Origin of the sequence: Streptomyces sp. BK022 (assembly GCF_004217355.1) — a bacterium.
GTDB lineage: Bacteria > Actinomycetota > Actinomycetes > Streptomycetales > Streptomycetaceae > Streptomyces > Streptomyces griseoluteus.
In genome coordinates, this window is sequence record NZ_SHKU01000001.1 from 545499 (window position 1) to 571799 (window position 26301).

Genomic DNA, 26301 nt, shown 5'->3' on the forward strand with positions numbered 1-26301 from the left:
GTGGCGGCGCCGGCCGGACGGGGGGCTCGGGAGCGGGCGGCGTCGGCCGCGGCTGCGGCTTGGGTGGCGGCGGCTTGGGCGGCGGCGGAGCGGGAGGCGGCGGAGCGGGGGTCGGAGTGGGAGTCGGCGTCGGTGTCGGGGTGGGCGGGGGCGGTGGTGGAGGTGTCGGGGTGGGCGTGGGAGTCGGGGTAGGGGTCGGCGTGGGCGTGGGCGTCGGCGGGCACGGGGGCGGGGGTGGCGGATGGCAGGGCGGGGGGCCGGGATGGTGGTTTCCGGCCACCGCCACGGCCACCGTGCCGTCCGGGCCCGTGGAGGCGTAGGCGCAGGCGTCGGCCGACGCCGTGCCGACCGGGCAGCCGACCACGCTCCACACCACCGCGAGCAGCGCCAACGCCCTGGTGGCGACCGCGCATCGGGTTGCTTGGGGACCTTGCACGAGCGAGATCATGGAGGGCTCTGCGAGGCCCCGGCCGCCGTTCGTACGGCAATTGGTCCGAAGGAGGGACAACGCGCTCCGCCTGGTTTGACATGCCGGGCGACCCCGCCGGACGGATGGGTACGCCCGTACGCACCGCCACCCCCTCGGCACGCCCCGTCGCGCACCGCCGAAAGTTTTTCGCCGCCCCGTTGAACGCTCCGCCCCCCGCGCCCCGTACCCATGGCCGTGCGGTGCCTCAGTGGCGCCGCAACAAACTGGCGAAAATGGGGAGTTGAGGATGAAGACCTCCTGGCGGACCGCCGCACTGGTGGCCACGGCCGCTTCGGTGCTGGCGCTGACCACGGCGTGCGGTCAGGACAACGTCACGCCCCCGGCGGCGGCCCAGAACGTGGGAGCGTCGGCCAGCGCAGCCGGTATCGGCACCGGAGTCGCCGCGGGCAACGGCTACGGCGCCGACGGAGCCCAGAGCAGCGCCTCCCCGACCCCCGCCGCCCCCGCGGGCAAGCTGACGGTGGCCACCAACCCGCAGCTCGGAAACGTGCTCACCGACGGTTCGGGCCTCACCCTGTACCGCTTCGACAAGGACACGGCCGAGCCGCCGAAGACCAACTGCGACGGCGACTGCGCCACCACCTGGCCCCCGGTCCCCGCCGACGACGCCAACGCCGGGGCCGGTATCGACAAGGCCATGCTGGGCGAGGTCACCCGCGCCGACGGCAGCAAGCAGCTCACCATCGGCGGCTGGCCCGCGTACCGCTACGCCAAGGATCTCAACTCCGGCGACGTCAACGGCCAGGGTGTCGGCGGCAAGTGGTTCGCGCTCGCCCCCAACGGCAAGAAGGCGTCCCTGACTTCGCTGCCCGGCCTCTCCGTCCGCAAGGACCCCAAGCTCGGTGACATCGTCGTCGACAAGAACGGCCGCACGGTTTACCGCTTCCTCAAGGACAAGGCGTGGCCCAAGTCCGTCTCCAACTGCACCGGAGCGTGCCTGGAGAAGTGGCCGGCGGTCGCGCCGGTGAGCGCCGACGACACCCAGGGCGTCAAGAAGAAGGGCCTGATGCCCTTCACCCGCCCCGACGGCGTGAAGCAGATGTCGGTCAACTGCTGGCCCATCTACACCTTCTCCGGTGACAAGGCGCCGGGTGACACCAACGGCCAGGGCGTGGGCGGCACTTGGTACGCCGTATCACCCGAGGGCAAGCCGATCGGCGCGCCCGCCCAGTAGCGGTCACCGCCCCGCGCAGGGCCCGCACCGTCCGTGTCACACGGAGGGGGCGGGCCCTGCGCCGTGCGCCCGGGCAGTCACCCAGCGGGGTCGGACGGGTACTTCCCGCAGGCGGTGACCGGGAACGGATGGTCAATTTCCGTTTCGGGTCGCCCCTTTGGCGGGCGATCAGTAGCCTCAGCTCGAACACCGGCTCGCCCGTCCCTGCCGCCTACGCCTTGGAGTGATACATGGAGCGCCCCGCCTGGGCCCCCCGGAGCATCGACATCTCGGTGCCGAGCGTCTCGCGCATGTACGACTACTACCTGGGCGGTTCGCACAACTTCGAGGTCGACCGGGAAGCGGCCCGCAAGGCGATGGAGTTCCTCCCCGGCCTGCCCAAGATCATGCAGGCCAACCGGGCGTTCCTGCGCCGGGCCGTGCGGTTCGCCGCCGAGCAGGGCATCGACCAGTACCTCGACGTCGGCTCCGGCATCCCGACCTTCGGCAATGTCCACGAGATAGCCCAGGCCGCCCGGCCCGGCGCCCGCGTCGTCTACGTCGACCACGACCCCGTCGCCGTCGCGCACAGCCAGGCGGTGCTCACCGGGAACGAGGACGCCGGGGTCGTCGCCGCCGATCTGCGCAAGCCGCGGGAGATCCTCACCAGCCCCGAGGTGGCCCGGCTGATCGACCTCGACCGGCCGGTGGCCCTGCTGCTGGTGGCCGTGCTGCACTTCCTGGAGGACGCCGACGAACCCCACCGCGCGGTGGCCGAACTGCGCGCCTCGCTCGCGCCGGGCAGCCTGCTGATCCTCACCCACGCCTCCTACGAGGGCATCCCGCTGGCCGAGGAGCGCGCCGAGGGCGCGGTGGACGTGTACCGGGACATCCGCAACCCGCTGGTCATGCGCTCGCGCGAGGAGATCGCCCGCTTCTTCGACGGCTTCGAGCTGCTCGACCCCGGACTGGTCCATCTCCCGGACTGGCGGCCGGAGTCGGCGCGCGAGGACGAGGACGACTTCGCGTTCTCCGGGTTCGCCGGCGTGGGGCGTACGGCGTGAGCGCGGAGCCGGACGGCCCGGAAGGCAGAGTGCGGCGGCTGACGACGATCTGGAGCCGGGCCGTCTACCCCGTCACCTCCACGTCGCTCACCCGCGCCGAGTTCGAGGAGCGGCTGCTCCCCCTCGCCCACCGACTCAGCCTGGCGCTCAGGGCGAGGAGCTTCGACGCCGGGGAGGCGCGGGCGGTCGGCGCCGCGCTGGTCGAGGCGCACGGCACCGATCCCGAGGTGCTCGTCCGCACCCTGGACTGCGTCGACGCCTACCTCGTCCTGTACTGCGGTGACGACAGCCCCCAGGACCAACTCCGGATGCGTTCCTCGCGGTTGCAGCACGCCATGGCCGCCGGGTACGCCCAAGCGCTGCGCGAGCGCACCCGTGCCGAGCAGGAGGCCATCGCGCAGGCCGCGCTCCGTGCCCAGGGCGTGGTCGCCGAGGCCCTGCACGCCAGCGAGGCCCGCTTCCGCGCGGTGTTCGAGGGCGCGGCGATCGGCATCGGCATCGCCGACCTCGACGGCAACGTCCTCCAGGTCAACGGCGCCCTGGTGCGCATGTTCGGCGTCTCCGAGGCCATGATGCGGGGGCGGAGGGTCCGGGACTGGACCCACCCCGAGGACGCGCCCCAGACCTGGCGGCTGTACGACGAACTCGTCCGCGGCGAACGCGACCACTACCACGTGGAGAAGGCGTTCAACCGGACCGACGGCACCGCGCTGTGGACCAACCTCACCGTCTCCCTGCTCCGTGACGCCGACGGCACCCCGCAGTACCAGATGGCGATGCTGGAGGACACCACCGAGCGCCGGCTGCTCCATCTCCGGCTGCGCTACGAGGCCACCCACGACGCCCTGACCGGGCTGCCCAACCGGACCCTGTTCTTCGAGCGGCTGGAGAAGGCGCTCGCGGCGGGCGAGGGACAGCGCTTCGGGCTGTGCTACCTCGACCTCGACGGCTTCAAGGCCATCAACGACAGCCTCGGCCACGCGGCCGGCGACCGGCTGCTGGTGGAGGTCGCGGACCGGCTGCAGTCCTGCACCACCGCGCCCGGCGAGATGGTCGCCCGGCTCGGCGGCGACGAGTTCGTGGCCCTCACCACCGGCCGCGACACCGAGCGCGGGGTGGAGGAGCTGGCCGAACGCATCACCCACGCGCTGCTCACCCCGGTCGGCATCGACGGCCGCGACCTCCTGGTGCGCGGCAGCCTCGGCATCGTGGAGGGCCCGGCGGGGGAGCGTACGGCGGCGGAGGTGCTGCGCAGCGCCGACATCACGATGTACCGGGCCAAGTCGGCGGGCGGCAACCGGGCCGAGCTGGCCGACCCGGAGGCGGACGCCCGCGCGATCACCCGGCACGGGCTCACCACCGCGCTGCCGAGCGCGCTGGAACGCGGCGAGTTCTTCATCGAGTACCAGCCCCTGGTCCATCTCGGCGACGGCACCGTGAACGGAGCGGAAGCCCTGGTCCGCTGGCTGCACCCGCAGCACGGGGTGCTCGGTCCGGACCGCTTCATCCCGCTCGCCGAGCACACCGGGCTGATCGTGCCGCTGGGCCGGTGGGTCCTTGAGGAATCGATCCGGCAGGCCCGTGCGTGGCGGGAGAAGACGGCCGGCCCGCTGCGGATCAACGTCAACCTCTCCCCGTGCCAGCTCACCCACCCCGGGCTGGTGCAGGACACCGTCGACATCCTGGAGCGCGCCGGTGTCACCCCGGACGCGCTGTGCCTGGAGGTCACCGAGTCCGCGCTGATCGGCGCCGACGACGGCCTCCTGAAGCCGCTGCGCCGGCTCGCCGAGATGGGCGTCGACATAGCCCTGGACGACTTCGGCACCGGCTACTCCAACCTCGCCAACCTCCGCCGCCTCCCGGTCAGCGTCCTCAAGCTCGACCGCTCCTTCACCCAGGGCATGCAGCAGTATCCCGCCGACCCGGTGGACCTCAAGATCGTCGAGGGCATCGTCTCCCTCGCCCACAGCCTCGACCTCGCGGTCACGGTGGAAGGCGTGGAGACCAGTGCCCAGGCCGACCAGCTCCGCCTCCTCGGCTGCGACACCGCCCAAGGCTGGTACTACGCCCGCCCGGGCCCCCCGGAACAGCTCCACACCCTGGCACTGGCGGACGCGACGGGCTGAGCGGACGGGGAGCCGGGCAGGACACCCGGCTCCCCGTACCGGTCAGCTGGGGGTGTGGACCGAGAAGACCACCCGCTTGCCGTCGGTGTAGTTCGCCCGTTCGTTGATGCCCCAGAGCCGCCCCGCGAGCGGGGACCACGACAGGTTCTGGGTCAGCGGCGGGGCCTCCGTCAGTACGTGCGGCGCCTCGCCGGGCTTCGCCCGGTGGACGCAGTACGGGACGTCGGCGTCGGTGCTGCCCGCGTAGTCGGGGCACTCGCCGCTGAAGTAGTAGTACGTGCCGTCGGTCGCGGCGCCCTGCACCTTCCAGATCGGTACCCGGTAGGCGGCGGTGGCCGTCACGGTGCCCGTGCTGTTGCCGGCCGTGTCCGTCTCCAGCAGCCCGTTGGAGGAGAGCGGCCAGCGGACGACCGGGCGGCCGCCGGTGGCGTTGAACTCGGAGGTGACCAGGCCGTCCGCGCCGGTGCGGTCCAGGCTCAGCGACGTCAGGCAGGGGTTGGTGTCCGTGCACCCGTCGCCCGGCCTGCCGTTGGAGTACATGCCGATCATCGGCAGCGCGTAGTTGAAGTACCGCGCGGAGGACGCGCCGTTCTGGATGCCGACCGACGCCGAGGTGTTGCCGCTCATCTTCCACAGATGCCGCAGGTCGTAGACCTGGATCTGGTGACCGGTCGCCAGGAAGAGCTTGTTGCCGTACCAGGAGATGCCGTCCGCGTGTCCGCCGGGCGCGGGGGACGCCGGGGAGGAGGGGTCGCCGACCGCCCGGAAGTTCGCCGAACCACCGCTGCCGTACGGGTCGACCAGCATGATGTGGTTGTACGTGGTGGGGGCGCCTGGGCTGTTGTCCACCACCGTGATGCGGGCGAAGGTGTTGTCCTTGAAGTGCCAGGACGCGATGTAGACGTAGTGGCCGCGCCAGGTGCCGTCCGGTGAGGCGTCGTGGGAGCCGGTGAGGCCCTGGGGCGTCCAGTCGGCTGAGGTGTCGTCGCCGTGGTCCCAGCAGAAGCCGTCGGGGGAGTAGGCGGAGTTCAGGTTGGTCGGGTGGCACAGGCCCCGGCTGCCCGTGTGCCCGTTGCCGGTCAGCAGGGGGCCCAGCGCGTCCTGGTCCGGGTCGTAGTAGCTGGTGACGGCGCCGCCCGCCTCGATGGCGTCGATGGCGTTCCAGCGGCTCTGGAAGTCGCCCGCCGTCAGCTTCATCACCGACGCGTTCATGGGCGCCAACGGCGTGGCGGCGGAGGCCGGCTGGGGGTTGGTGAGGAGCAGGGCCAGGGCGCCGCACACGGATGCGCAGGCCAGCGAGGTTCTGCCGGACCATATCCGGCGCAGCGTTCTCGGTAGCGACATCGGCCGAGTGTAGCGGCGTTGATCACCGCTCCAGCAGCATCCGCTGGAGCTCCCTTGCCCCCCGTGGCGGAGCCACGTCGCTGCGGTGGGCCAGGGCGATGGTGCGGGACAGGCCGGGGCGCGCGAGCGGGGTCACCCGGAGCCCCCGTCCCGCCCGGGCGGCCACCATCCGGGGTACGACGGCCACGCCCAGACCCGCCCGGACGAAACCGAGGACCGCGTCCATCTCGCCTCCCTCGACGGCGAACTCCGGCTCGAAGCCGGCGGAACGGCAGGCGTTGACGGTGAGTTCGCGGAGGTCGTAGCCGTGGCGGAACATCACCAGGCGCTCGTTCTCGAGGTCGGCGATCTCGACGGAGCGGCGGCCGCCGCCGGGTGCGGGCGCCTCGGGGGAGGAGACCACCACCAGGTCTTCGCGCAGCAGCTCGACCGTGGTCAGGGCGGGCGCGGGCGCCGGGAGGGGGAGGACGATCAGGGCGAGGTCGAGGGCGCCGCGGGCGAGTTCGCGGACCAGGTCCCGGGAGCCGCTCTCCTGGATCAGGAGCTGGATGCCGGGGTAGCGGTCGTGGAAGGCGCGCAGGACGTCCGGCAGCAGGCCCGTGCAGAGGCTCGGGGTCGCGCCGAGGCGTACCCGGCCGCGCCGGAGCTGGACCAGTTCCTGCACCTCCTGCCGGGCGGTGTCCGCGTCCGCGAGGATGCGGCGGGCCAGCGGGAGCAGCGCCTCGCCCGCGTCGGTCAGCGCGATGTTGCCGCGCGCCCGGACGAACAGGTCCGCGCCCAGCTCCCGCTCCAGCGCCCGGATCTGCTGGGAGAGCGAGGGCTGGGCGACATGGACCCGTTCGGCGGCACGGGTGAAGTGCCGGGTCTCGGCCACGGCGACGAAGTACTGGAGCTGCTGGAACTGCACGCCTCAATGATAGCGAGAGGCTATGGAAACGAGCCGATCCATGTCTTGGACCGATCGGGTTGCCCGGTCGTAACGTCCTGTCCATGGCTCTGGCAACGCGGACGGACCGACGGCCGTCGATGGCGCGCACGGTCTGGGACAGTTCCGTCGGCAAGAAGACCGTGATGGCCGTCAGCGGCATCGTGATGCTGCTGTACCTGGTCGCGCACATGATCGGGAACCTGAAGATCTTCTTCGGGGCCGGCGAGTTCAACAGCTACGCCCACTGGCTGCGCACGGTCGGTGAGCCGTTCATGCACTACGACTGGACGCTCTGGCTCATCCGGGTCGTCCTGGTCGTCGCCGTGGTCGCCCACGCCACCGCCGCCTACCAGCTCAGCCGCCGTGACATCAAGGCCCGGCCCAGCAAGTACGTGCACAGGAAGGCACGCACCAGCTACGCCACCCGGACCATGCGCTGGGGCGGCGTCATCCTCGGCCTCTTCATCGTCTGGCACCTCCTGGACCTGACCACCGGCACCGCACACCCTGGCGGCTTCCAGGAGGGCCACCCGTACCAGAACGTGGTGGACACCTTCTCCACCTGGTACGGCAACGTCGTCTACATCGTGGCGATGCTCGCCCTCGGCCTGCACATCCGGCACGGCTTCTGGAGCGCCGCCCAGACCCTCGGCGCCGGCGGCCGGACCCGCGAACGGGTCCTGAAGACCACCGCCAACGTCCTCGCGCTGCTGCTCACGGCCGGCTTCATCGCCGTACCCGTGGGCGTCATGACCCAAGTGGTGAGCTGACCATGACCTACACCGACTACACGACCGGCGATCCGGTCGCCGACACCAAGGCCCCCTCCGGCCCGGTCCACGAGCGGTGGGACACCCGCCGCTTCGAGGCCAAGCTGGTCAACCCGGCCAACCGGCGCAAGCACACCGTCATCGTCGTCGGCACCGGCCTCGCGGGCGGTTCGGCGGGCGCCACGCTGGCCGAACAGGGCTACCACGTCGTCCAGTTCTGCTACCAGGACTCTCCGCGCCGCGCCCACTCCATCGCGGCGCAGGGAGGCATCAACGCGGCGAAGAACTACCGCAACGACGGCGACTCCGTGCACCGGCTGTTCTACGACACCGTCAAGGGCGGCGACTTCCGCGCCCGCGAGTCCAACGTGCACCGCCTCGCCCAGATCTCGGTGGAGATCATCGACCAGTGCGTGGCCCAGGGCGTGCCCTTCGCCCGCGAGTACGGCGGCCTGCTGGACACCCGTTCCTTCGGCGGCGTCCAGGTCTCCCGCACCTTCTACGCCCGGGGCCAGACCGGCCAGCAGCTGCTCCTCGGGGCCTACCAGGCGCTGTCCCGGCAGATCGCGGCCGGGAACGTGGAGATGCACCCGCGCACCGAGATGCTCGACCTGATCGTGGTCGACGGCCGGGCACGCGGCATCGTCGCCCGCGACCTGGTCACCGGGAAGATCGACACCTACTTCGCGGACGCGGTGGTGCTGGCGAGCGGCGGTTACGGCAACGTCTTCTACCTGTCGACCAACGCCATGAACTCCAACGCCACCGCCGTCTGGCGGGCGCACCGGCGCGGCGCGCTGTTCGCCAACCCCTGCTTCACGCAGATCCACCCCACCTGCATCCCGCGCACCGGCGACCACCAGTCCAAGCTGACCCTGATGAGCGAGTCGCTGCGCAACGACGGCCGTATCTGGGTGCCGAAGGCGCAGGGCGACACCCGTCCGCCCAAGGAGATCCCCGAGGACGAGCGGGACTACTACCTGGAGCGGATCTACCCCTCCTTCGGCAACCTGGTCCCGCGCGACATCGCCTCCCGCGCCGCCAAGAACGTCTGCGACGAGGGGCGCGGTGTCGGCCCCGGCGGCCAGGGCGTCTACCTGGACTTCTCCGACGCCGTCGCGCGCATGGGCCGCAAGGCGGTCGAGGCCAGGTACGGCAACCTCTTCGACATGTACCAGCGGATCACCGACGAGGACCCGTACGAGGTGCCGATGCGGATCTACCCCGCCGTGCACTACACGATGGGCGGTCTCTGGGTCGACTACGACCTCCAGACCACCGTCCCCGGACTCTTCGCCATCGGTGAGGCCAACTTCTCCGACCACGGCGCCAACCGGCTCGGCGCCTCCGCGCTGATGCAGGGCCTGGCCGACGGCTACTTCGTGCTGCCGGCCACCCTCAACGACTACCTGGCCCGCCACCCGCACCAGGAGCCGCTGACCGACGGACACCCCGAGGTGCGGGAGGTGCTGGCCGAGACCGAGGACCGGGTCGACCTGCTCCTCGCCGTCGACGGCGACCGCACCCCCGACTCCTTCCACCGTGAACTCGGCGAGCTGATGTGGGAGTTCTGCGGCATGGCCCGCAACGCCGAGGGCCTGCGCAAGGCGCTCGCCGAAATCCCCCGCATCCGCGAGGAGTTCTGGCGCCGGATCAAGGTGCCCGGCACCGGCGAGGAGTTCAACCAGTCCCTGGAGAAGGCCAATCGCATCGTCGACTACCTCGAACTGGCCGAGCTGATGTGCCTCGACGCCCTGCACCGCGCCGAGTCCTGCGGCGGCCACTTCCGCGAGGAGTCCCAGACCCCGGACGGAGAGGCGGCCCGCCGCGACGACGAGTTCGGCTACGCGGCCGCCTGGGAGTTCACCGGCACCGGCGAGGCCCCCGTCCTGCACAAGGAAGACCTGGTCTTCGAGTACGTCCATCCCACCCAGCGGAGCTACGCATGAGGCTCACCCTGCGCGTCTGGCGCCAGCGGAACGCCGACACCGACGGCGCCATGTCCACCTACGAAGTGGACGGAATCTCGCCCGACATGTCCTTCCTGGAGATGCTCGACGTCCTGAACGAACGGCTCATCCTTCAGGGCGAGGACCCCGTCGCCTTCGACCACGACTGCCGCGAGGGCATCTGCGGCGCGTGCAGCCTCGTCATCAACGGCGACGCCCACGGACCCGAGCGCACCACCACCTGCCAGCTCCACATGCGGTCCTTCCGCGACGGCGACACCATCGACATCGAGCCCTGGCGGGCCGCCGCCTTCCCGGTGATCAAGGACCTGGTGGTGGACCGGTCCGCCTTCGACCGGATCATCCAGGCCGGCGGCTACGTCACCGCGCCCACGGGCGCCGCCCCGGAGGCGCACGCGACGCCGGTGCCCAAGCCCGACGCGGACTTCGCCTTCGAGCACGCGGAGTGCATCGGCTGCGGTGCCTGCGTGGCCGCCTGCCCCAACGGCGCCGCGATGCTCTTCACCTCGGCCAAGGTCAACCACCTCAACGTCCTCCCGCAGGGCGCGCCCGAGCGGGAGACGCGGGTGCTGGACATGGTGGCCCAGATGGACGCGGAGGGCTTCGGCGGCTGCACCCTGGCCGGCGAGTGTGCCACCGCCTGCCCCAAGGGCATCCCGCTCTTCTCCATCACCGGCATGAACAAGGAGTGGCTGCGCGCGACCCGCAAGGCGGGCAAGCGGTAGGGAACTCGAGTGACGTTCGCCAAGGGGCGGACGGGCGGGGCCGGGAGTGGTGCTCATCCCCGGCCCCGTCTGCCTGTCCGGCGAGGGGTCAGATACGGCGGACGGTGTGCAGGGACGTGGCGTAGGTGCCGGTGCCGTCCAGGAGGGACGCGCCGCCCAGGTCGGACATGGTGGGACCGTCGACCGTCTTCCGGCTGGACAGGAAGCGGCGCTTGCCGTCGGCGTCCGGGCCCAGGTAGATCCCGACGTGGTCCACGGTGACCGTCGGGTGGTCGTCACCGGAGTCGGCGTTGAACAGCACCAGGTCACCGGGCTGGAGCAGCGCGGCCACGGGCGGCGCGGTCCCGTTCGTCCGGTCGACGACGACACCGGGTGCGTAGTCGGCGATGTCACGCGACTTGCGCGGTATCCGCGTCCCCGAGGTGTCCGCGCCCGCCGCCAGCGGTACGCCCAGGTGGTAGCCGTACACCATCCGCGTGTAACCGGAGCAGTCCAGATTGCCGGCCTGCTTGCTGGACGGCCCGGTGTGGGCGCCGTCGGGGAAGGTCCAGCCCACGTTCATGTACTCGTGGAAGTCGGCGCCCTCGTAGCGGTAGCCCTGCGGATCGAGGTAGCCGTAACCGGCCTCGCCCAGCACCTGCCCGCCCTGCGCCGGCCCGTCCCCGGCGGTGACCGCCGGGGCGCCGCCGAGGAACATCGCCGCGTACGCGAGCACGTCCGGCGCCGTCGACCCGGCCCAGCCGCGCACCGTGCGCTCCAGGTCGGCCGTCCAGGTGCCGTCGAAGGGCTCCGGCAGCACACGCACCCAGTCGCCGTGGGTGACCGTCGGCGGGGTGTCCCAGTTCGCCGCGTCCACTTCGAAGCGGCTCACCTGGAGCCTGACCGGCAGGTTGGTGCAGCCCTGGTTGGCGAGCGCCCGCAGGCCCACCCGGCCCGCGCCGAACGTGGCGTCCGTGACGTCCACCGCCCAGCCGGAGGGCTCCGCCGTGCTCGTACGCCATGCCCTGACCCTGGTCCGGGAGCCCTCCCGGCGCACCCGGATGGTCCAGTCGGTGCCCGCCGGGACGCCGGTGGCGAGGGTGGCGGCCGTGGCGAGCTGGGTGACCGTGTCGGCGACCTCCTTCTCGACGCGCAGTTCCACCGCGCCGCTGGTCAGGAAGGAGAGCCTGGCCCGGTAGCCGTTGTGGGTGTCCTGGTAGCCGAAGGAGAGCGCGTAGGAGCATGCCTGGCCGGTGGGCACCTTGTCGAAGCGGGCGGTGGCGCGCACGTCCACGTCGGTGATCCGGTCGTCCCGCAGCGTCGCGTGACGGCTGGCGTAGTCCGTGGTCAGCGCGATGACACCGGTGCCGGGCAGTACCGCGTAGTCGGTGTCCGCAGGTCCCAGCGTGGACCAGCTCCCGCCGCCCGGAGAGGTCCCCCAGTACGAGCGGTCCGCGGCCGGGAGCGAGGTGTCCGGCAGCGTGCGCCCGAAGTCGTCCACGAAGGGCCGCTTGTTCTCGGCGAAGGTTCTTCGCGGGCCCGGCACCAGCACGGTGCGCGCGCCCCGGGTGAGCAGCGCGACGCGTCTGCCGCCGCTGGTTATCTCGGTGCGGGCCGGGGTGCCGGGCAGCACGGTGGCGGTGAGCGGCGCGGCGAGGGTCAGCTGGGAGAAGTAGGAGGCGTCCAGCGGCGGCAGGGTCACCGAGGAGCGGGCCGAGGTCAGCCCTGCCGGGGCGGGCAGCGGGTCCACGGGGGCCGGGAGGGCGTCGGCCCGCGCGGGGGTGGTGGCCAGGACGCCCAGGGGCAGGGAGGCGGCGGTGACGGCGAAGGCGGCCAGCAGGCCGCGGCGTGACGTGTCGATCATGGGATGCATGATCCCGCAACCGGCCGCGCACACGACCGCGTCCGGCTCGGATCTGTTCCGAACCGGACGCGGTCCTGTGCCTGGTCAGGAGCTCCGCCCGGCGTCACACCGGTACGGGCCGTCCCCGCGGGGTCCTAGGAGTGCGGCGGGTTGTCGCGGTGCTGCTGGGAGCCGAACTGGTCCCTGAGCTTCTCCTGGGCGGTGTCCACCTGCGACTGATGCTTGTTGCCGGTCCGCTGGTCGAGGTAGTCGCCACCCCTGTCGATGCCCTTGTCGGCCATGTCTTCGTGGCCCTTGAGCATTCCCTTGATCTTGTCCATAAAGGACATGGCAGCCCTCCTGGTCGCTTGAGGCTTCCCCTCCCAGGGTCACCGGCCCCGCCCGGCTTCGCATCTTGAACGCCCGGCGGGCACGGCCGCCCTACAGTGGGCCCGTGGCACACAGCAGCGAACGGCCGGTGACCGTCTTCGACCTCGACAACACCCTCGCGGAGACCGCGCACCGGCAGCACTTCCTTCAGCGGCACCCGAGGGACTGGGACGGGTTCTTCGCCGCCGCGCCCCTCGACCCGCCGCTGGTGGAGGGCGTGGCGATGGCCCGTACCGCCGCCCGCACCTGCGACCTCGTGTACCTCACCGGGCGCCCCGAGCGGTGCCGCCGGGACACCCTCGACTGGCTTGCCCTCCATCAACTCCCGGACGGCGAGCTGCACATGCGTCCCAGCCACGACCGCAGGCCCGCCCGGACCACCAAGCTGGAGATCCTGCGCGGTATCGCCCGGCGGCGTGAGGTGCTGGTCGTGGTGGACGACGACGAGCTGGTCTGCGACGCGGCCGAGCGGGCCGGCTTCGCCGTCGTGCGGGCCCGCTGGGCCGAATCCTCGGCCGCGCTTCAGCAGGCCCAGGAGCAGGAGGGCCGGACCTGAGCCGGCGGTGCCGCGCGGACGGCTCAGCCCTCTCGGCCCTCTCAGACGTCTTCCAGGCGGAAGCCCACCTTCAGGCACACCTGGTACTTCTCGATCCGCCCGTTCTCGATCTGCCCCCGGACCTGCGTGACCTCGAACCAGTCCAGGTTGCGCAGGGTCTGGTCGGCACGGCCGATGGCGTTGCGGATGGCCTGGTCGACACCGTCGGTGGAGGTGCCGACGATCTCGCTGACCCGGTAGGTGTGGTTCGACATGGGCGGGTGCTCCTCTTCGCCGTACGGCAGGGTGACGGCGCCCGGATGCCCTGATCGGTCCGGTTTGTCGCGCCGTAGTCCACCGTGCCGCATCCCCGCCCGGCGCGCGAGAGATCGCCCGCCGGGCGGGGAGACGGGCGTCCCGAAGCCCGCTGCCGCTCAGCGCGCCACGCTGAGCGACAGCGCGAAGCGGTCCTCGGAGTCCGTCCACCAGTGGGTCAACTCGAGCCCCGCCTTCTCCAGTTCGGAGCCGACCCCCTCCCGGCGGAACTTCGCCGAGACCTCGGTGCGCATCTCCTCACCGGCCGCGAAGTCCACGACCATGCCGAGCGCCGGGATCTTCACCGTCTGCGTGGTACGCGAGCGCAGCCGCATCTCGATCCACTCCCGCTCCGGGTCCCAGCGGGCCACATGGTCGAAGGCGTCCGGGTCGAAGTCGGCGCCCAGCTCGCGGTCGAGCACACCGAGCACGTTCTTGTTGAACGCGGCCGTCACCCCGGACGCGTCGTCGTACGCCCGGACCAGCACCGCCTCGTCCTTCACCAGGTCGGTGCCGAGCAGCAGCCCGTCGCCCGGCGCCAGCATGGCGCGCACGCCGGCCAGGAAGCCGGACCGCTCGGCGGGCAGCAGGTTGCCCAGGGTGCCGCCGAGGAACGCGATCAGCCGGGGTCCCGGCGTCTCGGGCAGCGTCATCGGTCCGGTGAAGTCCGCGATCAGGGCGTGCACCGCGAGAGAGGGCCGCTCCTCGGTGAGCGCCCGCCCCGCCTGCACCAGCGCGCTCTCGCTGACGTCGACCGGGACGTACGCCTCCAGCGAGGTCAGGGCGTCGATGAGATGGCGGGTCTTGGTGGAGGAGCCCGACCCCAGCTCGATCAGGGTGCGGGCGCCGCTGGCCTCGGCGATCTCACCGGAGCGGGTCTGGAGGATCTCCCGCTCGGCACGGGTCGGGTAGTACTCGGGCAGCTCCGTGATCCGTTCGAACAGTTCGCTGCCGCGTGCGTCGTAGAACCACTTGGGCGGCAGCGTCTTGGGGTCGGCGGACAGGCCGTCGAGGACGTCGGCGCGCAGCGCGGCGTCGGTCGCGTCCTCGGGGAGGGTGCGGGTCACGTGCAGGCTCACGTGCAGGGCTCCTTCGGTGGTACGGACACGAGGTCCTCGACGGGGGCGAGCCGCACCTCGGTACGGCTCGCGGTGACCACGGTGCGGTCGGGGACCTCCCGCCACAGCGGTTCGTCGTCGTACGGCTCGGAGGCGACGATCACGGCGTGGCCCGGTTCCGCGCGGTACCAGAGGCTGTCGCCCCAGGCGGTCGCGGTGACGGTCTCGCCGTCGGTCAGCAGCAGGTTGAGACGGGAGGCGGGCGCGGCCTCGGCCAGTTGGCGGACCGTCGCGGCCAGGGCGTGTTCCGCAGCCTCGCCCGACCTGAGCCGGTGCAGGACCAGCGCCCAGACGAACGCCGAGTCGGTGCGCGCCTGGAGCGACAGCACGTCGACCGGGGGCAGCAGGGAGACCAGCGGAGCGGCCGAGTCGGGCCAGCCGGCGACCGCTCCGTTGTGGCTGAACAGCCACCGCCCCGAGGCGAACGGCGCCGCCGCGGCCTCCGCGTCCGCCCCCGTCAGCGTGGCGTCGCGTACCGCGGCCAGCACCGCGCGCGAGCGCACCACGCGGGCCAGGTCCAGCAGTGACTGGTCCGCCCAGATCGGCCCGGAGCGCCGGTAGCGGGCCGGTACCGGGTCGCCGTCCGCGTACCAGCCGACACCGAACCCGTCCGCGTTCACCGTGCCGTTGCGCTGGCGCCGGGGCGCCCAGGACTGCCGGTACAGGCTGTGCGGCGGGTCCAGCAGCAGGTGCTTCAGCGGCTGCTCGGGGCCCAGGTAGGCCAGGTGGCGGCACATCAGGCGGACTCCGAGCGCGCGGTGCGGAACCCGGCGAAGATCTGCCGCCGGATCGGGTAGTCCCAGTTGCGGAACGTCCCCCGGCAGGCCACCGCGTCCACGGCGAAGGAGCCACCGCGCATCACCTTGTACTCCGGCCCGAAGAACACCTCCGAGTACTCCCGGTACGGAAACGCGGTGAACCCCGGATACGGTTCGAGGTCGCTCGACGTCCACTCCCAGACGTCACCGATCAGCTGCCTGATCCCCAGCGGCGATCCACCGGCCGGGTAGCTGCCGACCGGGGCGGGGGAGAGGTGCCGCTGGCCCAGGTTGGCGTGCTCCGGTCCCGGCTCGGCGTCGCCCCACGGATAGCGGGTGGAGCGGCCGGTGGCCGGGTCGTGCCGGGCCGCCTTCTCCCACTCCGCCTCGGTGGGCAGCCTGCGCCCGGCCCAGCGGGCGTACGCGTCCGCCTCGTACCAGCACACGTGCAACACCGGCTCCTCGGGCGGTACCACCTCGGTGACCCCGAACCGGCGCCGCAGCCACTGGCTGCCCTCCCGGCGCCAGTACAGCGGCGCCGTCAGCGAGTTGCGGCGTACGTGCGCCCAGCCATCCGGGGTCCACCAGCGCTCGGTGTCGTAGCCGCCGTCCGCGATGAACGCCTGGTAGGCCGCGTTCGTCACCGGCACCGTGTCGAGCCAGAACGGCGCCACCTCCCGTACGTGCGCCGGGCGTTCGTTGTCCAGCGCCCACGGTTCGGTGGAGGTGCCCATGGTGAACGGGCCGCCGGGGACCAGGATTTCGTCCGGGCCGGTGTACGGCGGCACCGGCTCGTGGGCGGGCGCGGTCAGCGCGGCCGGACCGGTGCGGAGCTGATGGGTGATCAGCATCGTCTCGTCGTGCTGCTGTTCGTGCTGGGCGATCATCCCGAAGGCGAACCCCGCCTCGGTGAGCCGGCTGCCACCCTCGAAGTCGGCGCCCGCCAGCAGGTCCAGCGCCCGCCCGCGCACCTCGGCCGCGTACTTCCGCGCCTCCTCGGGCGGGAGCAGCGGCAGCGAGGGGCGTTCGGAGCGCGGATGCTCGAAGGCGTCGTACAGCACGTCGATGTCGGGCCGCATCGCCTCCCGGCCGCCGACGTTGCGCAGCAGCCACAACTCCTCCTGGTTGCCGATGTGCGCGAGGTCCCAGACCAGGGGCGACATCAGCGGGGAGTGCTGGGCGGTGAGGTCCGGGTCCTCGACGCAGCTCGTCAGCAGGGTGGTGCGGTCGCGGGCGGTGACCAGCGAGGCGAGCAGCCGCTCGCGCAGCGTCTCGGTGCCGGCCGCCGTCGTCCCGCTCTCCTGGGCGGTCATGAGCGGATGTCCTTCCTCGCGTGGGCGCGCGGGTCCGTGGCGCCGGCGCCGGCCGACAGGTCGTCGGCCGGGCAGCGGCCCCGCAGGACGTAACGGTCCAGATACCCCGCCACCGCGTCCGACACCTCGGGCGTGGCACCGAGCCGGGGCAGCGCCGCGAGCGCCGCCGTGAAGCAGGCGGTGGCGGCCTCCCGCAGCCCCGGATCGGCGAGGCCGAGCCGGGCCGCGTCCGACCACAGCGGGTTGTGCGGGGCGGGCCGGTCCAGCGTGCGCTCCGTCAGCGGCTTCACCGCCCGGTGCGCGGCCTCGGCCGCCTCCGGGTCGTCGAAGAGGGCCGCCGTCACCGCGAGCGGCACGATCCAGCCGTCGTCACCGGGCTGGGCGTCGATCATCCGCAGCTCCAGATGACCGCGCGGCCGGACCGGCGGGAACAGCGTGGTCAGGTGGTAGTCGAGATCCGCGCGGGTGGGCGGGCGCGGGACTTGTGACCTGGTCCACTCGCGGAAGGTCAGCCCCTCCGGCACGTCCCAGGGACCCTCGTCGCGGCGGACGCACATCACCGGGGAGTCCAGCACGTGCCGGGCCCAGTCGGCGCGCGGCTCGCCGTCGGTGGAGGGAGCCCCGGCCCGGCCGGGGCCGATCTCCATCCAGTGCAGCTGCCGGGTGGAGCGCCAGCCGGTGGGCCGGCGTGAGGTGAGCGGGGAGTTGGCGAACGCGGCCACCAGGACCGCGCCCAGCTGGTGCGCCAGCCACCAGCGCCGTTCGTAGCCGAGCGGGCCCGGCTCCTCGTACCCGGCGTCCACGCAGACCTGCACGGAGGCCGAGGCGCACATCATGTGGCGGCCGGCCCGGCCGGTGCGGTCCAGGCACGCCTCCATGGCGTCGTAGCGGGGTTCATGGAGGAAGCGGCGGGGCTCCTGCCAGGGATCGTGGCCGACGCCGAGGAGGGCGAGGCCGTGCCCGGCGAGGACCTTGCGGACCGCGACCAGGTCGGCGGAGACGGAAGTGACGCACTCCGTCAGTGAGGCGGCGGGCAGCGAGCTGAGCTCCAGCTGACCACCGGGCTCGACCGTGAGCGGCGAGTCCAGAGGGACGGTGCGCACGGCCGCGTAGGCCGCTTCGAGCCGTTCGGGCGGTACGGGGAGCCAGGGCCGCTCCGGGTCACGGACCAGCCACTCCACCTCCACCCCGAGGGTGCGGGGCGGGCCGGTCTTGAAGCAGATGCCCCGGATCAGGGCGTCCACCTCCGCCTCGGTGACCGCCGCGCGGTGCCGGGTGCAGTCGTGTTTCGTGCAGTGGTGCTCCGTACAGTCACCACTCGATGCGTCAGACATGTCGGGTTTCTCCTGGGATTCCAGCGTGCCGACGGAGCCCGGCCGGGCGTGTGCCGGGCAGAGACGCGTTCCACCCAAGACCCTCGCACCGAATCGCACAAGAGCGCCCAATGGGACGTCCGGGATCGTTCATCTCCGTCTCCTCGCGCGTTTCCTCCCGTACCGGCTGTGACCGGTTTCCGGGCGCCTTCGCGGCACCCCACCAGCATTACCCCGGCGAGGCGTGGAGGCACGGCGGGGAGAGCGGTGAGCGGGGACGGTCCGGGCAGCTCAGGAGGGCTCGGGGGTGGTCCGGGCGGGGCTGCTCCGACCGGGTGAGTCCGCCGCGGGCACGCGAGAGGCCCGCCCCGGCCGGGGGCGGGCCTCAGGAAACGGTCAGGTCCAGCCGTAGCGCTCGTACAGCCGCTGCCGGACGAGGTTGAAGCGCATCCGGTCCAGCGCGCACGCCTCCCGGCGCATCCCGTCGTCGTGCAGCCGCAGCACCCGCTCCACGGACACCCAGGAGTCGCGGCCGGTGCGGTCCCAGGGGCCCTGGCCTATCGCCACCCACTCCCGCTCGCCGGTGTGCTCCTTGCTGGACAGCTGCACGGCGAGGAAGGTGCCGGCGGCCTCCCGCGCGACGACCAGCACCGGGCGGTCCTTGCCCCGGCCGTCGTTCTCCTCGAACGGCACCCAGGTCCAGACGATCTCGCCCGGATCGGGATCACCGTCACGCTCGGGCGTGTACTCGGTGGCGACCGGGCCGACCTCGCGCGGGTCGGCCTCGGTGGTGGCGTGGGGGCCGAAGCGGCCGGGGACGTTCTCTTCGCTGTACGTGCTCACGCCGTGCACCCTAACGGCGGCCAACGGACGTCAGGACCTCGGGGTTTGCTCCGTCCGGTCGGCGAGCAGCCGCTCCAGCCAGCCCAGTTGGGCCGCGCGGGCCGCCTGCGAGAGGGCGGCCTGGGGCGCGAAGGCGTCGAAGCCGTGGAACCCGCCCGGCCAGACGTGGAGTTCGGCCACCCCGCCGCTCCGCCAGATCCGGGACGCGTACTCCACCACCTCGTCCCGGAACGTCTCCGCCGAGCCCACGTCGAGGAAGGCCGGGGGCAGCCCGGACAGGTCCGTGGCGCGGGCCGGGGCGGCGTACGGGGAGACGTCCGGGCCGCCTGCGCCCCCGCCCAGCAGGGCGTTCCAGCCGGTCTCGTTGGCGGTGCGGTCCCAGACGCCGGTGCCGGCCATCTGATGGCTGGAGGACGTGTCGTTGCGGTCGTCCAGCATCGGGTACCGGAGCAACTGGCCGAGCACGGGCGGCCCCTGGCGGTCCCGCAGCATCAGGGCCACCGCGGCCGCCAGACCGCCGCCCGCGCTGGCGCCCGCGAGGACGATCCGTTCCGGGTCGCCGCCCAGCTCCTTCGAGTGCTCCGCCGTCCACAGCAGCCCGGCGTACACGTCCTCGACCGGCGCCGGATGCGGATGCTCGGGGGCGAGCCGGTACTCCACGGAGACGACCACCGCGCCGCCCAGATCCAGCGCGAGGGACAGCGGTGCGTCCACGCCCGCGCGGTTGGTGCCGAGGATCATGCCGCCGCCGTGCACGTAGTAGATCACCGGCAGCCGGGCGCCCGGAGGGGTGGCGGCGGGGCGGCAGATGTACAGGGAGACGTCCGGGGCCCCCGGCGGCCCCGGCACCTCGCGGTCCTCGACCTCGAAGGCGCCGTCCATGGTGAGGTCCAGCGAGCCGAACACCTCCATGGCGGCGTTCTCCCGCGCCGCCTCGATGCCGTCCGGGGTCAGGCCCGGCTCCATCTCGCCCTGGAGCGGTTCCAGGGCGGCGGCGAGTTCCGGGTCGAACGGTGGCGGGTCCATGGTCATGATCGTGCGCCTTCCCTCGCTCGCGGGCGATTCACCCCTTCAGGATCGGTGCGGGAGCGGTCCGGCGCGCCCCGGTCCACCGCTTGACTTCGAGAGCACTCCAATTCGTAGCGTTCCGGTATGAGCACTCCTGCACAGCACAAGATCGGTTCGGGTTTCGGGGCGGACAGCACCGCCGACGAGGTCCTGCGGGGCATCGACCTCACGGGCAGGCTGGCGATCGTCACCGGCGGCTACTCGGGTCTCGGTCTGGAGACCACCCGCGCGCTGTCCAAGGCCGGCGCCCATGTGGTCGTCCCGGCCCGGCGGCCCGACGCGGCCCGGGAGGCGCTGGCCGGGATCGACGACGTCGAGGTGGACGAGCTGGACCTCGGCGACCTGGACAGCGTGCGCGCCTTCGCCGAGCGGTTCCTGGCGTCCGGGCGCACGATCGACTTCCTCATCGACAACGCCGGGATCATGGCCTGCCCGGAGACACGGGTCGGGCCCGGCTGGGAGACGCAGTTCGCCACCAACCACCTCGGCCACTACGCCCTCGCCAACCGGCTCTGGCCGGCGCTGGCGTCCGGTGACGGAGCCCGTGTCGTCTCGGTGTCCTCGCGCGGCCACCACCTCTCGCCGATCCGCTGGGACGACGTCCAGTGGACCGAGGGCTACGACAAGTGGCAGGCGTACGGGCAGGCCAAGACGGCCAACGCGCTGTTCGCCCTCCAGCTCGACACCCTGGGCCGGGACGCCGGTGTGCGGGCCTTCTCCCTCCACCCCGGCGGCATCATGACCCCGCTCCAGCGGCATCTGCCCAAGGAGGAGATGGTCGAGCGCGGCTGGATCGACGAGCAGGGCAACCCGCTGAACCCGGCCGGTTTCAAGACCCCGGAGCAGGGCGCCGCCACCCAGGTCTGGGCCGCGACCTCGCCCCGGCTCGACGGTCTCGGCGGGCTCTACCTGGAGGACTGCGACATCGCGGAGCCCGCCCCCGAGGACGGCACCTGGGCCGGCGTCAAGGACTGGGCCACCGACCCGGAACAGGCGGCCCGCCTGTGGACCCTGTCGGCGGAGCTGACGGGTGTGGACGCCTTCGCCGAGTAGGTCCGGCACGCGCGAGAGGGCCGGGGTCCAGTGGACTCCGGCCCTCTCGGGTACGGAAGGTCAGGCGGCGATGACGTCGCCCACGGTGCCGTGGAGGCGGGAGACGACCTCGGTCAGCTGGCCGGCGACCTCGGCGTCGTCGGACGGGTGGGTCTCGGCGAAGCGGGTCACGGAGCCGGGGATGGAGAGCTTGATGTCCTCGATCACCTTGCCGCCCGCGATGCCCACGGCCTTGCGGGTGTCGTCCTGCGCCCACACGCCGCCGTACTGGCCGAAGGCGGTGCCGATGACGGCGACGGGCTTGCCGCCGAAGGCGCCGGCGCCGTACGGGCGGGACAGCCAGTCGATGGCGTTCTTCAGCACGGCCGGCATCGTGCCGTTGTACTCGGGGGAGAAGACGAGGAACGCGTCGGCGGCCTGGGCGGCGGCACGCAGCTCGGCGGCGGCGGCCGGGACCTGGCCCTCGATGTCGGTGTCCTCGTTGTAGAACGGCACGTCGGCCAGACCCTCGTAGATCACGACCTCGGCGCCCTCGGGGGCGAGCTTGGCGGCCGCCTCGGCGAGCTGGCGGTTGTGCGAACCGGCGCGGAGGCTGCCGACGAGCGCGAGGATGCGAACGGACATGAGGTACTCCAAGGGGTGGTGAAACACGCTGGAAACGATCCGGACCGGGGTCCGTTTAATTTTCTACCACCTTAACCGGACCGGGGTCCAGTTTTGTTCCCGATGCTTTACGCTGACTTCATGTCCAGCGCTCTGCCGCCCTGCCCGCCGCCTCAGGAGCCCCTCGACACATCCCCTCTGCTGGAGGTCGGCAACGGCCCCGACGAGCCCTGCCTGCGCGCCGACGCCGCCCGCAATCGGGCCCGGCTGCTGGAGGCCGCCGCCCGGCTGATCGCCGAGCACGGGGTGGCCGGGGTGACCATGGAGGCCGTCGCCAGTGCGGCCCAGGTCGGCAAGGGCACCGTCTTCCGCCGCTTCGGCGACCGCACCGGACTCCTCACCGCGCTGCTGGACCACTCCTCCGCCCGGCTCCAGGCCGACTTCCTGGCCGGCCCGCCCCCGCTGGGCCCCGGCGCACCCCCGCGCGAGCGGCTGCACGCCTTCGGCGTCGCCGTGCTCCACCTCTGTGCCGACCAGCTCGACCTGCAACTGGCCGCGCTGCCCGAGCCGACCCGGCGCCATCTGCACCCCTCCCACCAGGCGATGCGCGCCCATGTCCTTGTCCTGCTGCGCCAATTGCTGCCCGGCGAGGACTGCGAACTCCTCGCCCCGGTCCTGCTGGCCTACCTCGACCCCGCCCTCATCCACCACCTGACCCGCCAGCTCGGCATGCCGATGGCGCGGGTGGAGGCGGGCTGGCGCGACCTGGTCGACCGGGTGACGGACGCGGAGCGGGCCGGCTGAGCGCCGACGCGCAGCTCCGGCTTTCGTTCACGTGAACCCCGTACAACCTTTCGGTGACGGCCTGGGTCGAAGCGGTCGGCCCCGGGGATTTCCAGGGTGTCCTTGACGCACCGAAGGAAGCCTGCATGAGAGCGATTCCGGACCGAGCCAGGACCGCCGGCAAGGGGAGGGCACGGGCGGCCGCGTCCGTCCTCGCGGTGGTGACCGCGCTGACGGGAGCGTCCGCCGGATCGGCGACGGGGGCACCGGCTCCCGCCGGGACCGGAGTCGTGCTGGACGGTCCGGAGACCGTGGACGCCTATCCGTACGAGCGCTTCGATGATTCGCTCCAGATCAGCGTGCGCAACCAGGGGACGAAGGAGACCGGTCCCTTCTCCCTCACCCTCGACACCACGTCGCTCAAAGGCATCGCCGAGGTGACCACGTGTCCGGAGAAGGCCGACCACATACTGGTCTGCAAGCGGGGGTACGCGATTCGGCCGGGCATGTCGGAGGAGTTCAAGCTCCAGCTGCGGCGCGTGAAGGGCGCACCGGTCGGGGCCTCCGGCGAGATCCGGATGACCGTCGAGTCGAACGGGGCCCGGTTGGCGTCGCGGACGGTCAAGGTGACGGTTCCGGACGCCGGTCTGCTGCCCGACCGCCTCGACCGCACTCCCGACACCAAGAAGGTGAAGCCGGGGAGTTCGATGAAGCTGACGGGTGGCTTCACGAACTACGGTGCCGCGCCCCGCAACGGCACGATCGCCGTCCTTGGCTACGACGGCATGCTGCCCGACGAGGAGTTCGGCAACTGCGAATACAGCTCCTACGGCGATGCCACGCACGGCGGGGGCATGATGCAGTGTGACGTCAGGGGCCTTGTGGAGGCCAACGGTTCGTACGATCTGGACTTCGGTTCGATGACGGTGTCCAGCACCGAGGTCTCCGGCGGGGCCCACGTCTCCTACCGGGACGGCTTCGAGTGGGGCAGGCAGCCGCACCACCGCGGCACCGGACGCGAGTTGAAGATGACGCCGCGCCCGGCCTCCGCACCTCAGGGGGATCCGAAGGAGACCCATGTGGGCTTCGGGTTCGATGTCGACACCACCGCGGACCTCCAGGCCGTGGGGGCGACCGCGGAGCAGAAGAAGCCCCAGGACCGGGTGAAGGTCACGGTCGGCGCACGCAACAACGGCCCCGCCGGCTTGGTGGCTTGGAATGGGCCCGAACCGGGTGAGGAAGCGGCGTACGAGGCCATTGTCTACCTCCCGGCCGGGACGGAGGCGGTCACCACCCCCGACAACTGCCTCAAGTCCAAAGACAGGAGGGGCGCCGTCTACTACGGCTGCCACCGCGCCTACGACCGTGACAACCCGGACTTCTGGATCGAAGCCGGCGAGTCCAGGAGCTGGGACTTCGACCTGCGCGTCGTCGATCGGGCCGCGCTGAAGCCGGGCAGGATCCAGGTGACCGAGCTGAAGACCGATGGAAACACGAGCAACAACACCGCGGCGATAGTGGTCCGCGTTCCCGGCGGCCACGGCTCCGGAACGGGCGGTACCGGCAACGGTCCGGGCTCGGGCGGCACGCCGGGTCCCGGCGGCACGTCCGCGGGTGGCAGCGGCGGTGGTCAGGGCAGCGGCCCCGCTGCCGGCGGCAGCACCGCCACGGCCACCGGTGGCACGGGGCACGGCCCCCTGGCGAGCACCGGCGCCGGCCCCACGGTGACGATGGCGGCCGTGGCGTCGGCGCTGGCCCTGCTCCTCGGCGGGGGGCTGTTCCTCGGTCTCCGTCGCCGCGGCCGGAGCTGAGTCACCGCGCCAGGGCGGGGCGCCGCGTCAGGATCACGGCTGCTCCGCCCACGGCTGATGCCCCCCGAACATCGCCGCCAGCCGCTCCGGCGCGTCCGGCCGGAACAGCATCCCGCCCATGAGCGCCGAGTCCGCGGCCGAGTTCTCCGCGCGCCGGAACATCCGCTCCTCGTAGGCCGCGAGCGCGGCCTCCGTGTCGGCAGGGTGGGCGAGGAGGGCGCGGGCCAGGTCGGCGCCGTCGATCAGCGCCAGGTTGGCGCCCTCGCCGGCGAACGGCGACATCAGGTGGGCCGCGTCACCGAGGAGGGTGACGCCCGGCGTGCGCGGCCAGCGGTGGCCGACCGGGAGGGCGTGGATGCGGCGGGGCACCAGGGGGGCGTCGGCGTCCGCGACCAGGGCCCGCAGATTCTCGTGCCAGCCGTCGAACTCCTTGAGAACGGCCTGCTTGGACGCCTCCGCGTCCGTGAAGTCGATGCCGTCCAACCAGTCTTCCGCGGCCTCGACGGCGGCGTACACATGCAGGCTGCCGTCCGGTTCGCGGTGGGCGAGGAAGCCGTGCCCGGCGCCGAGCGCGAACAGCATGCCGCCGCCCACCACTTCGGCGCTGACCGGGTGCCGGGTGTCGGCCGAGTGCAGGTCCGCCTCGACGAAGGACATCCCGGTGTAGGCGGGGACCGCGTCCGACAGCAGGGTCCGTACCCGCGACCAGGCGCCGTCCGCGCCGACGAGCAGGCCGGTGGTGAAAGCGGTGCCGTCGGCGAGCGTCACCTCGTGCCGGCCGCCGTCCAGGGCACGTGCGCCGGTCACCTTGGCGCCCCAGCGGATCAGCCCCTCGGGCAGTGACTCCAGCAGCAGCGCGCGCAGTTCACCCCGGTCGATCTCGGGGCGGCCGCCCGTGCCGTCGTCCGCGTGCGACCAGTGCACCTCGGCGTGCCGGTCGAGGACGCGGGTGGCCTGACCGCCCGCGTGGACCCGTGCGAGGAACGCCTCGTGCAGCCCGGCCGCGCGCAGCGCCTCCTGCCCGGTGTCGTCGTGGATGTCGAGCATCCCGCCCTGTGTACGCGCCGCCGCCGAGGCGTCGAGGTCGAACACCGCCGCCTCGACGCCGTGCGCGTACAGCACCCGCGCGAGCGTGAGCCCGCCGAGTCCGGCGCCGATCACGGCTATCGGGTGGTGGGGCGGCGGGGTGGTGCCTTCGGTCATGGGAGTCTCCTGGTGGCTCATTCGGGTACGGCGGTCCGCTCGATGCCGTTGATCAAGGTCTGGAAGGCCCACGACACCCGGTCCTCGGGCGTGCCGGAGAGCAGCGTGTCGGCGCTGCCCGCGATGTGCGGGTGGGTGCGCGCGGACACCTCGCGCAGCGCGCCGACCAGGTTCTGCCAGTCGTCCGCCGGCTCCTCGCCCGCGTGCTCGGCCGCGGTCGCGGTGGCGTGCTGGAGCAGCAGGTCGACACCCCAGGCCGCGCGCTCGCGCGGCACCCCGCCCTCGGCGAGCAGTCCGAGCAGGGTCTCGATCAGGTTCAGGTAGTGCGGCCCGCTCGGCCGCGCGGTCAGCGCGGAGCGCGCCAGCTCGGGGTGGGCCAGCAGCATCTTCGTGCAGGACGTGAGCACCTGCTCCAGGCGCTCCCGCCATGTGCCTTCGGCGGGGACGGGAGGGAGCGTGCCGAGCAGTTCGTCCAGTACGGCCGCGTGCAGTTCGTGGGTGCTGCGGACGTAGACGTAGAGCGAGGCGGGGCCGGTGTCGAGTTCCTGCGCCAGCCGCCGCATGGTGACCTTGCGCAGCCCCTCGGCGCGCAGGACGGTCAGCGCGGCGGCCACGATGCCCTCCCGGGTGAGGGCGGGCTTGGCGGGTCGCTCCCTGCGGGAGCCGGGGGGAGGCGGTGTCATGGTCCGACCGTAACGAACATGTTCGCTCCGAACAAGTTCGAGACGAACATGTTCGTCGGTCTCGCCAGGTGCCCGTCGGCCCGCGTCGGGCATTCGTCCGGTCCTGTACGACCTCGCCCC

Annotated in this window: 24 protein-coding genes; 10 read left to right on the top strand and 14 right to left on the bottom strand. The window is 72.4% G+C overall.

The features are described 5' to 3' along the window. Positions 1-716: 716 nt before the first annotated feature. From EV284_RS02470 to EV284_RS02480, 3 genes are all read left to right on the top strand, one after another. A complete protein-coding gene (locus EV284_RS02470; protein WP_130329767.1) occupies positions 717-1664 on the top strand; it encodes an SCO0930 family lipoprotein in 948 nt (315 codons plus the stop codon). 230 nt (positions 1665-1894) lie between these two features. Continuing rightward, the gene (locus tag EV284_RS02475; protein WP_130329769.1) at positions 1895-2707 is read left to right on the top strand and encodes an SAM-dependent methyltransferase; all 813 of its coding nucleotides are present in this window, start codon (positions 1895-1897) and stop codon (positions 2705-2707) included. Further along, positions 2704-4833 (top strand): EAL domain-containing protein, encoded by a 2130-nt coding sequence (locus EV284_RS02480; protein WP_130329771.1) that lies wholly within the window; start codon positions 2704-2706, stop codon positions 4831-4833. The genes EV284_RS02475 and EV284_RS02480 overlap by 4 nt, the downstream gene beginning before the upstream one ends. Positions 4834-4875: 42 nt before the next feature. Here EV284_RS02480 and EV284_RS02485 read toward each other — a convergent pair whose 3' ends face one another. Then, positions 4876-6177: a hypothetical protein gene (locus tag EV284_RS02485; RefSeq protein WP_242625529.1), complete on the bottom strand. Its 1302-nt coding sequence runs from the start codon at positions 6175-6177 to the stop codon at positions 4876-4878. A gap of 22 nt (positions 6178-6199) precedes the next feature. Then, positions 6200-7084 (bottom strand): LysR family transcriptional regulator, encoded by an 885-nt coding sequence (locus tag EV284_RS02490; protein WP_130329773.1) that lies wholly within the window; start codon positions 7082-7084, stop codon positions 6200-6202. Between the two features lie 119 nt (positions 7085-7203). Here EV284_RS02490 and EV284_RS02495 point away from each other — a divergent pair, with 119 nt between their 5' ends. The 3 genes from EV284_RS02495 to EV284_RS02505 are packed head-to-tail and all read left to right on the top strand — an operon-like array spanning position 7204 to position 10570. After that, entirely contained in the window at positions 7204-7875 is a 672-nt protein-coding gene (locus tag EV284_RS02495) for a succinate dehydrogenase (protein WP_130330996.1), read from the top strand. A gap of 2 nt (positions 7876-7877) precedes the next feature. Further along, positions 7878-9824 (top strand): fumarate reductase/succinate dehydrogenase flavoprotein subunit, encoded by a 1947-nt coding sequence (locus tag EV284_RS02500; protein WP_130329775.1) that lies wholly within the window; start codon positions 7878-7880, stop codon positions 9822-9824. After that, positions 9821-10570 carry a succinate dehydrogenase/fumarate reductase iron-sulfur subunit gene (locus EV284_RS02505; RefSeq protein WP_130329777.1) on the top strand — a complete coding sequence of 250 codons (750 nt, stop codon included), beginning with the start codon at positions 9821-9823 and terminating at the stop codon, positions 10568-10570. The genes EV284_RS02500 and EV284_RS02505 overlap by 4 nt, the downstream gene beginning before the upstream one ends. Positions 10571-10658: 88 nt before the next feature. Here the strand turns inward: EV284_RS02505 and EV284_RS02510 are convergent, their stop codons facing one another. Together EV284_RS02510 and EV284_RS02515 are read right to left on the bottom strand one after the other, a co-directional pair. Continuing rightward, positions 10659-12413 (bottom strand): NlpC/P60 family protein, encoded by a 1755-nt coding sequence (locus tag EV284_RS02510; RefSeq protein WP_130329779.1) that lies wholly within the window; start codon positions 12411-12413, stop codon positions 10659-10661. A gap of 134 nt (positions 12414-12547) precedes the next feature. Then, the gene (locus EV284_RS02515) at positions 12548-12742 is read right to left on the bottom strand and encodes an antitoxin (RefSeq protein ID WP_086694295.1); all 195 of its coding nucleotides are present in this window, start codon (positions 12740-12742) and stop codon (positions 12548-12550) included. 104 nt (positions 12743-12846) lie between these two features. Here EV284_RS02515 and EV284_RS02520 point away from each other — a divergent pair, with 104 nt between their 5' ends. Continuing rightward, the gene (locus EV284_RS02520) at positions 12847-13338 is read left to right on the top strand and encodes a hypothetical protein (RefSeq protein ID WP_130329781.1); all 492 of its coding nucleotides are present in this window, start codon (positions 12847-12849) and stop codon (positions 13336-13338) included. A 41-nt stretch (positions 13339-13379) separates the two neighbouring features. Here the strand turns inward: EV284_RS02520 and EV284_RS02525 are convergent, their stop codons facing one another. From EV284_RS02525 to EV284_RS02555, 7 genes are all read right to left on the bottom strand, one after another. After that, positions 13380-13592: a dodecin gene (locus EV284_RS02525; RefSeq protein ID WP_086694297.1), complete on the bottom strand. Its 213-nt coding sequence runs from the start codon at positions 13590-13592 to the stop codon at positions 13380-13382. Between the two features lie 159 nt (positions 13593-13751). After that, positions 13752-14711: an L-histidine N(alpha)-methyltransferase gene (gene egtD, locus EV284_RS02530; RefSeq protein ID WP_130329783.1), complete on the bottom strand. Its 960-nt coding sequence runs from the start codon at positions 14709-14711 to the stop codon at positions 13752-13754. Then, positions 14708-15487, bottom strand: coding sequence for an ergothioneine biosynthesis protein EgtC (egtC, locus tag EV284_RS02535; protein WP_130329785.1), 780 nt, complete (start codon positions 15485-15487; stop codon positions 14708-14710). Before egtC ends, egtD begins: the two co-directional genes overlap by 4 nt. Continuing rightward, on the bottom strand, positions 15487-16821 hold the full coding sequence (egtB, locus tag EV284_RS02540) for an ergothioneine biosynthesis protein EgtB (protein ID WP_130329787.1): 1335 nt from the start codon (positions 16819-16821) through the stop codon (positions 15487-15489). The genes egtC and egtB overlap by 1 nt, the downstream gene beginning before the upstream one ends. Beyond that, positions 16818-18155, bottom strand: coding sequence for an ergothioneine biosynthesis glutamate--cysteine ligase EgtA (gene egtA / locus EV284_RS02545; protein ID WP_130329789.1), 1338 nt, complete (start codon positions 18153-18155; stop codon positions 16818-16820). The genes egtB and egtA overlap by 4 nt, the downstream gene beginning before the upstream one ends. 375 nt (positions 18156-18530) lie before the next feature. Then, a complete protein-coding gene (locus EV284_RS02550; protein ID WP_130329792.1) occupies positions 18531-18977 on the bottom strand; it encodes a type II toxin-antitoxin system PemK/MazF family toxin in 447 nt (148 codons plus the stop codon). A 30-nt stretch (positions 18978-19007) separates the two neighbouring features. Continuing rightward, complete coding sequence (locus EV284_RS02555; RefSeq protein WP_130329794.1) at positions 19008-20009, bottom strand: alpha/beta hydrolase; 1002 nt, start codon at positions 20007-20009, stop codon at positions 19008-19010. 120 nt (positions 20010-20129) lie between these two features. On the opposite strand from EV284_RS02555, the gene EV284_RS02560 reads away from it, so the two are divergent. Further along, positions 20130-21098 (top strand): SDR family NAD(P)-dependent oxidoreductase, encoded by a 969-nt coding sequence (locus EV284_RS02560; RefSeq protein WP_130329796.1) that lies wholly within the window; start codon positions 20130-20132, stop codon positions 21096-21098. 60 nt (positions 21099-21158) lie between these two features. Here EV284_RS02560 and EV284_RS02565 read toward each other — a convergent pair whose 3' ends face one another. Further along, entirely contained in the window at positions 21159-21722 is a 564-nt protein-coding gene (locus tag EV284_RS02565; RefSeq protein WP_130329798.1) for an NAD(P)H-dependent oxidoreductase, read from the bottom strand. Positions 21723-21824: 102 nt separating this feature from the next. Here EV284_RS02565 and EV284_RS02570 point away from each other — a divergent pair, with 102 nt between their 5' ends. Together EV284_RS02570 and EV284_RS32570 are read left to right on the top strand one after the other, a co-directional pair. Continuing rightward, a complete protein-coding gene (locus EV284_RS02570; RefSeq protein ID WP_130329800.1) occupies positions 21825-22505 on the top strand; it encodes a TetR/AcrR family transcriptional regulator in 681 nt (226 codons plus the stop codon). 125 nt (positions 22506-22630) lie between these two features. Then, positions 22631-24295 (top strand): hypothetical protein, encoded by a 1665-nt coding sequence (locus tag EV284_RS32570; protein ID WP_165425413.1) that lies wholly within the window; start codon positions 22631-22633, stop codon positions 24293-24295. Positions 24296-24328: 33 nt separating this feature from the next. Here EV284_RS32570 and EV284_RS02575 read toward each other — a convergent pair whose 3' ends face one another. Together EV284_RS02575 and EV284_RS02580 are read right to left on the bottom strand one after the other, a co-directional pair. Then, positions 24329-25498, bottom strand: a complete 1170-nt coding sequence (locus EV284_RS02575) for an NAD(P)/FAD-dependent oxidoreductase (protein ID WP_130329802.1) — start codon at positions 25496-25498, stop codon at positions 24329-24331. A gap of 17 nt (positions 25499-25515) precedes the next feature. Further along, the gene (locus EV284_RS02580) at positions 25516-26181 is read right to left on the bottom strand and encodes a TetR/AcrR family transcriptional regulator (RefSeq protein WP_130329804.1); all 666 of its coding nucleotides are present in this window, start codon (positions 26179-26181) and stop codon (positions 25516-25518) included. Between the last annotated feature and the right edge of the window lie 120 nt (positions 26182-26301).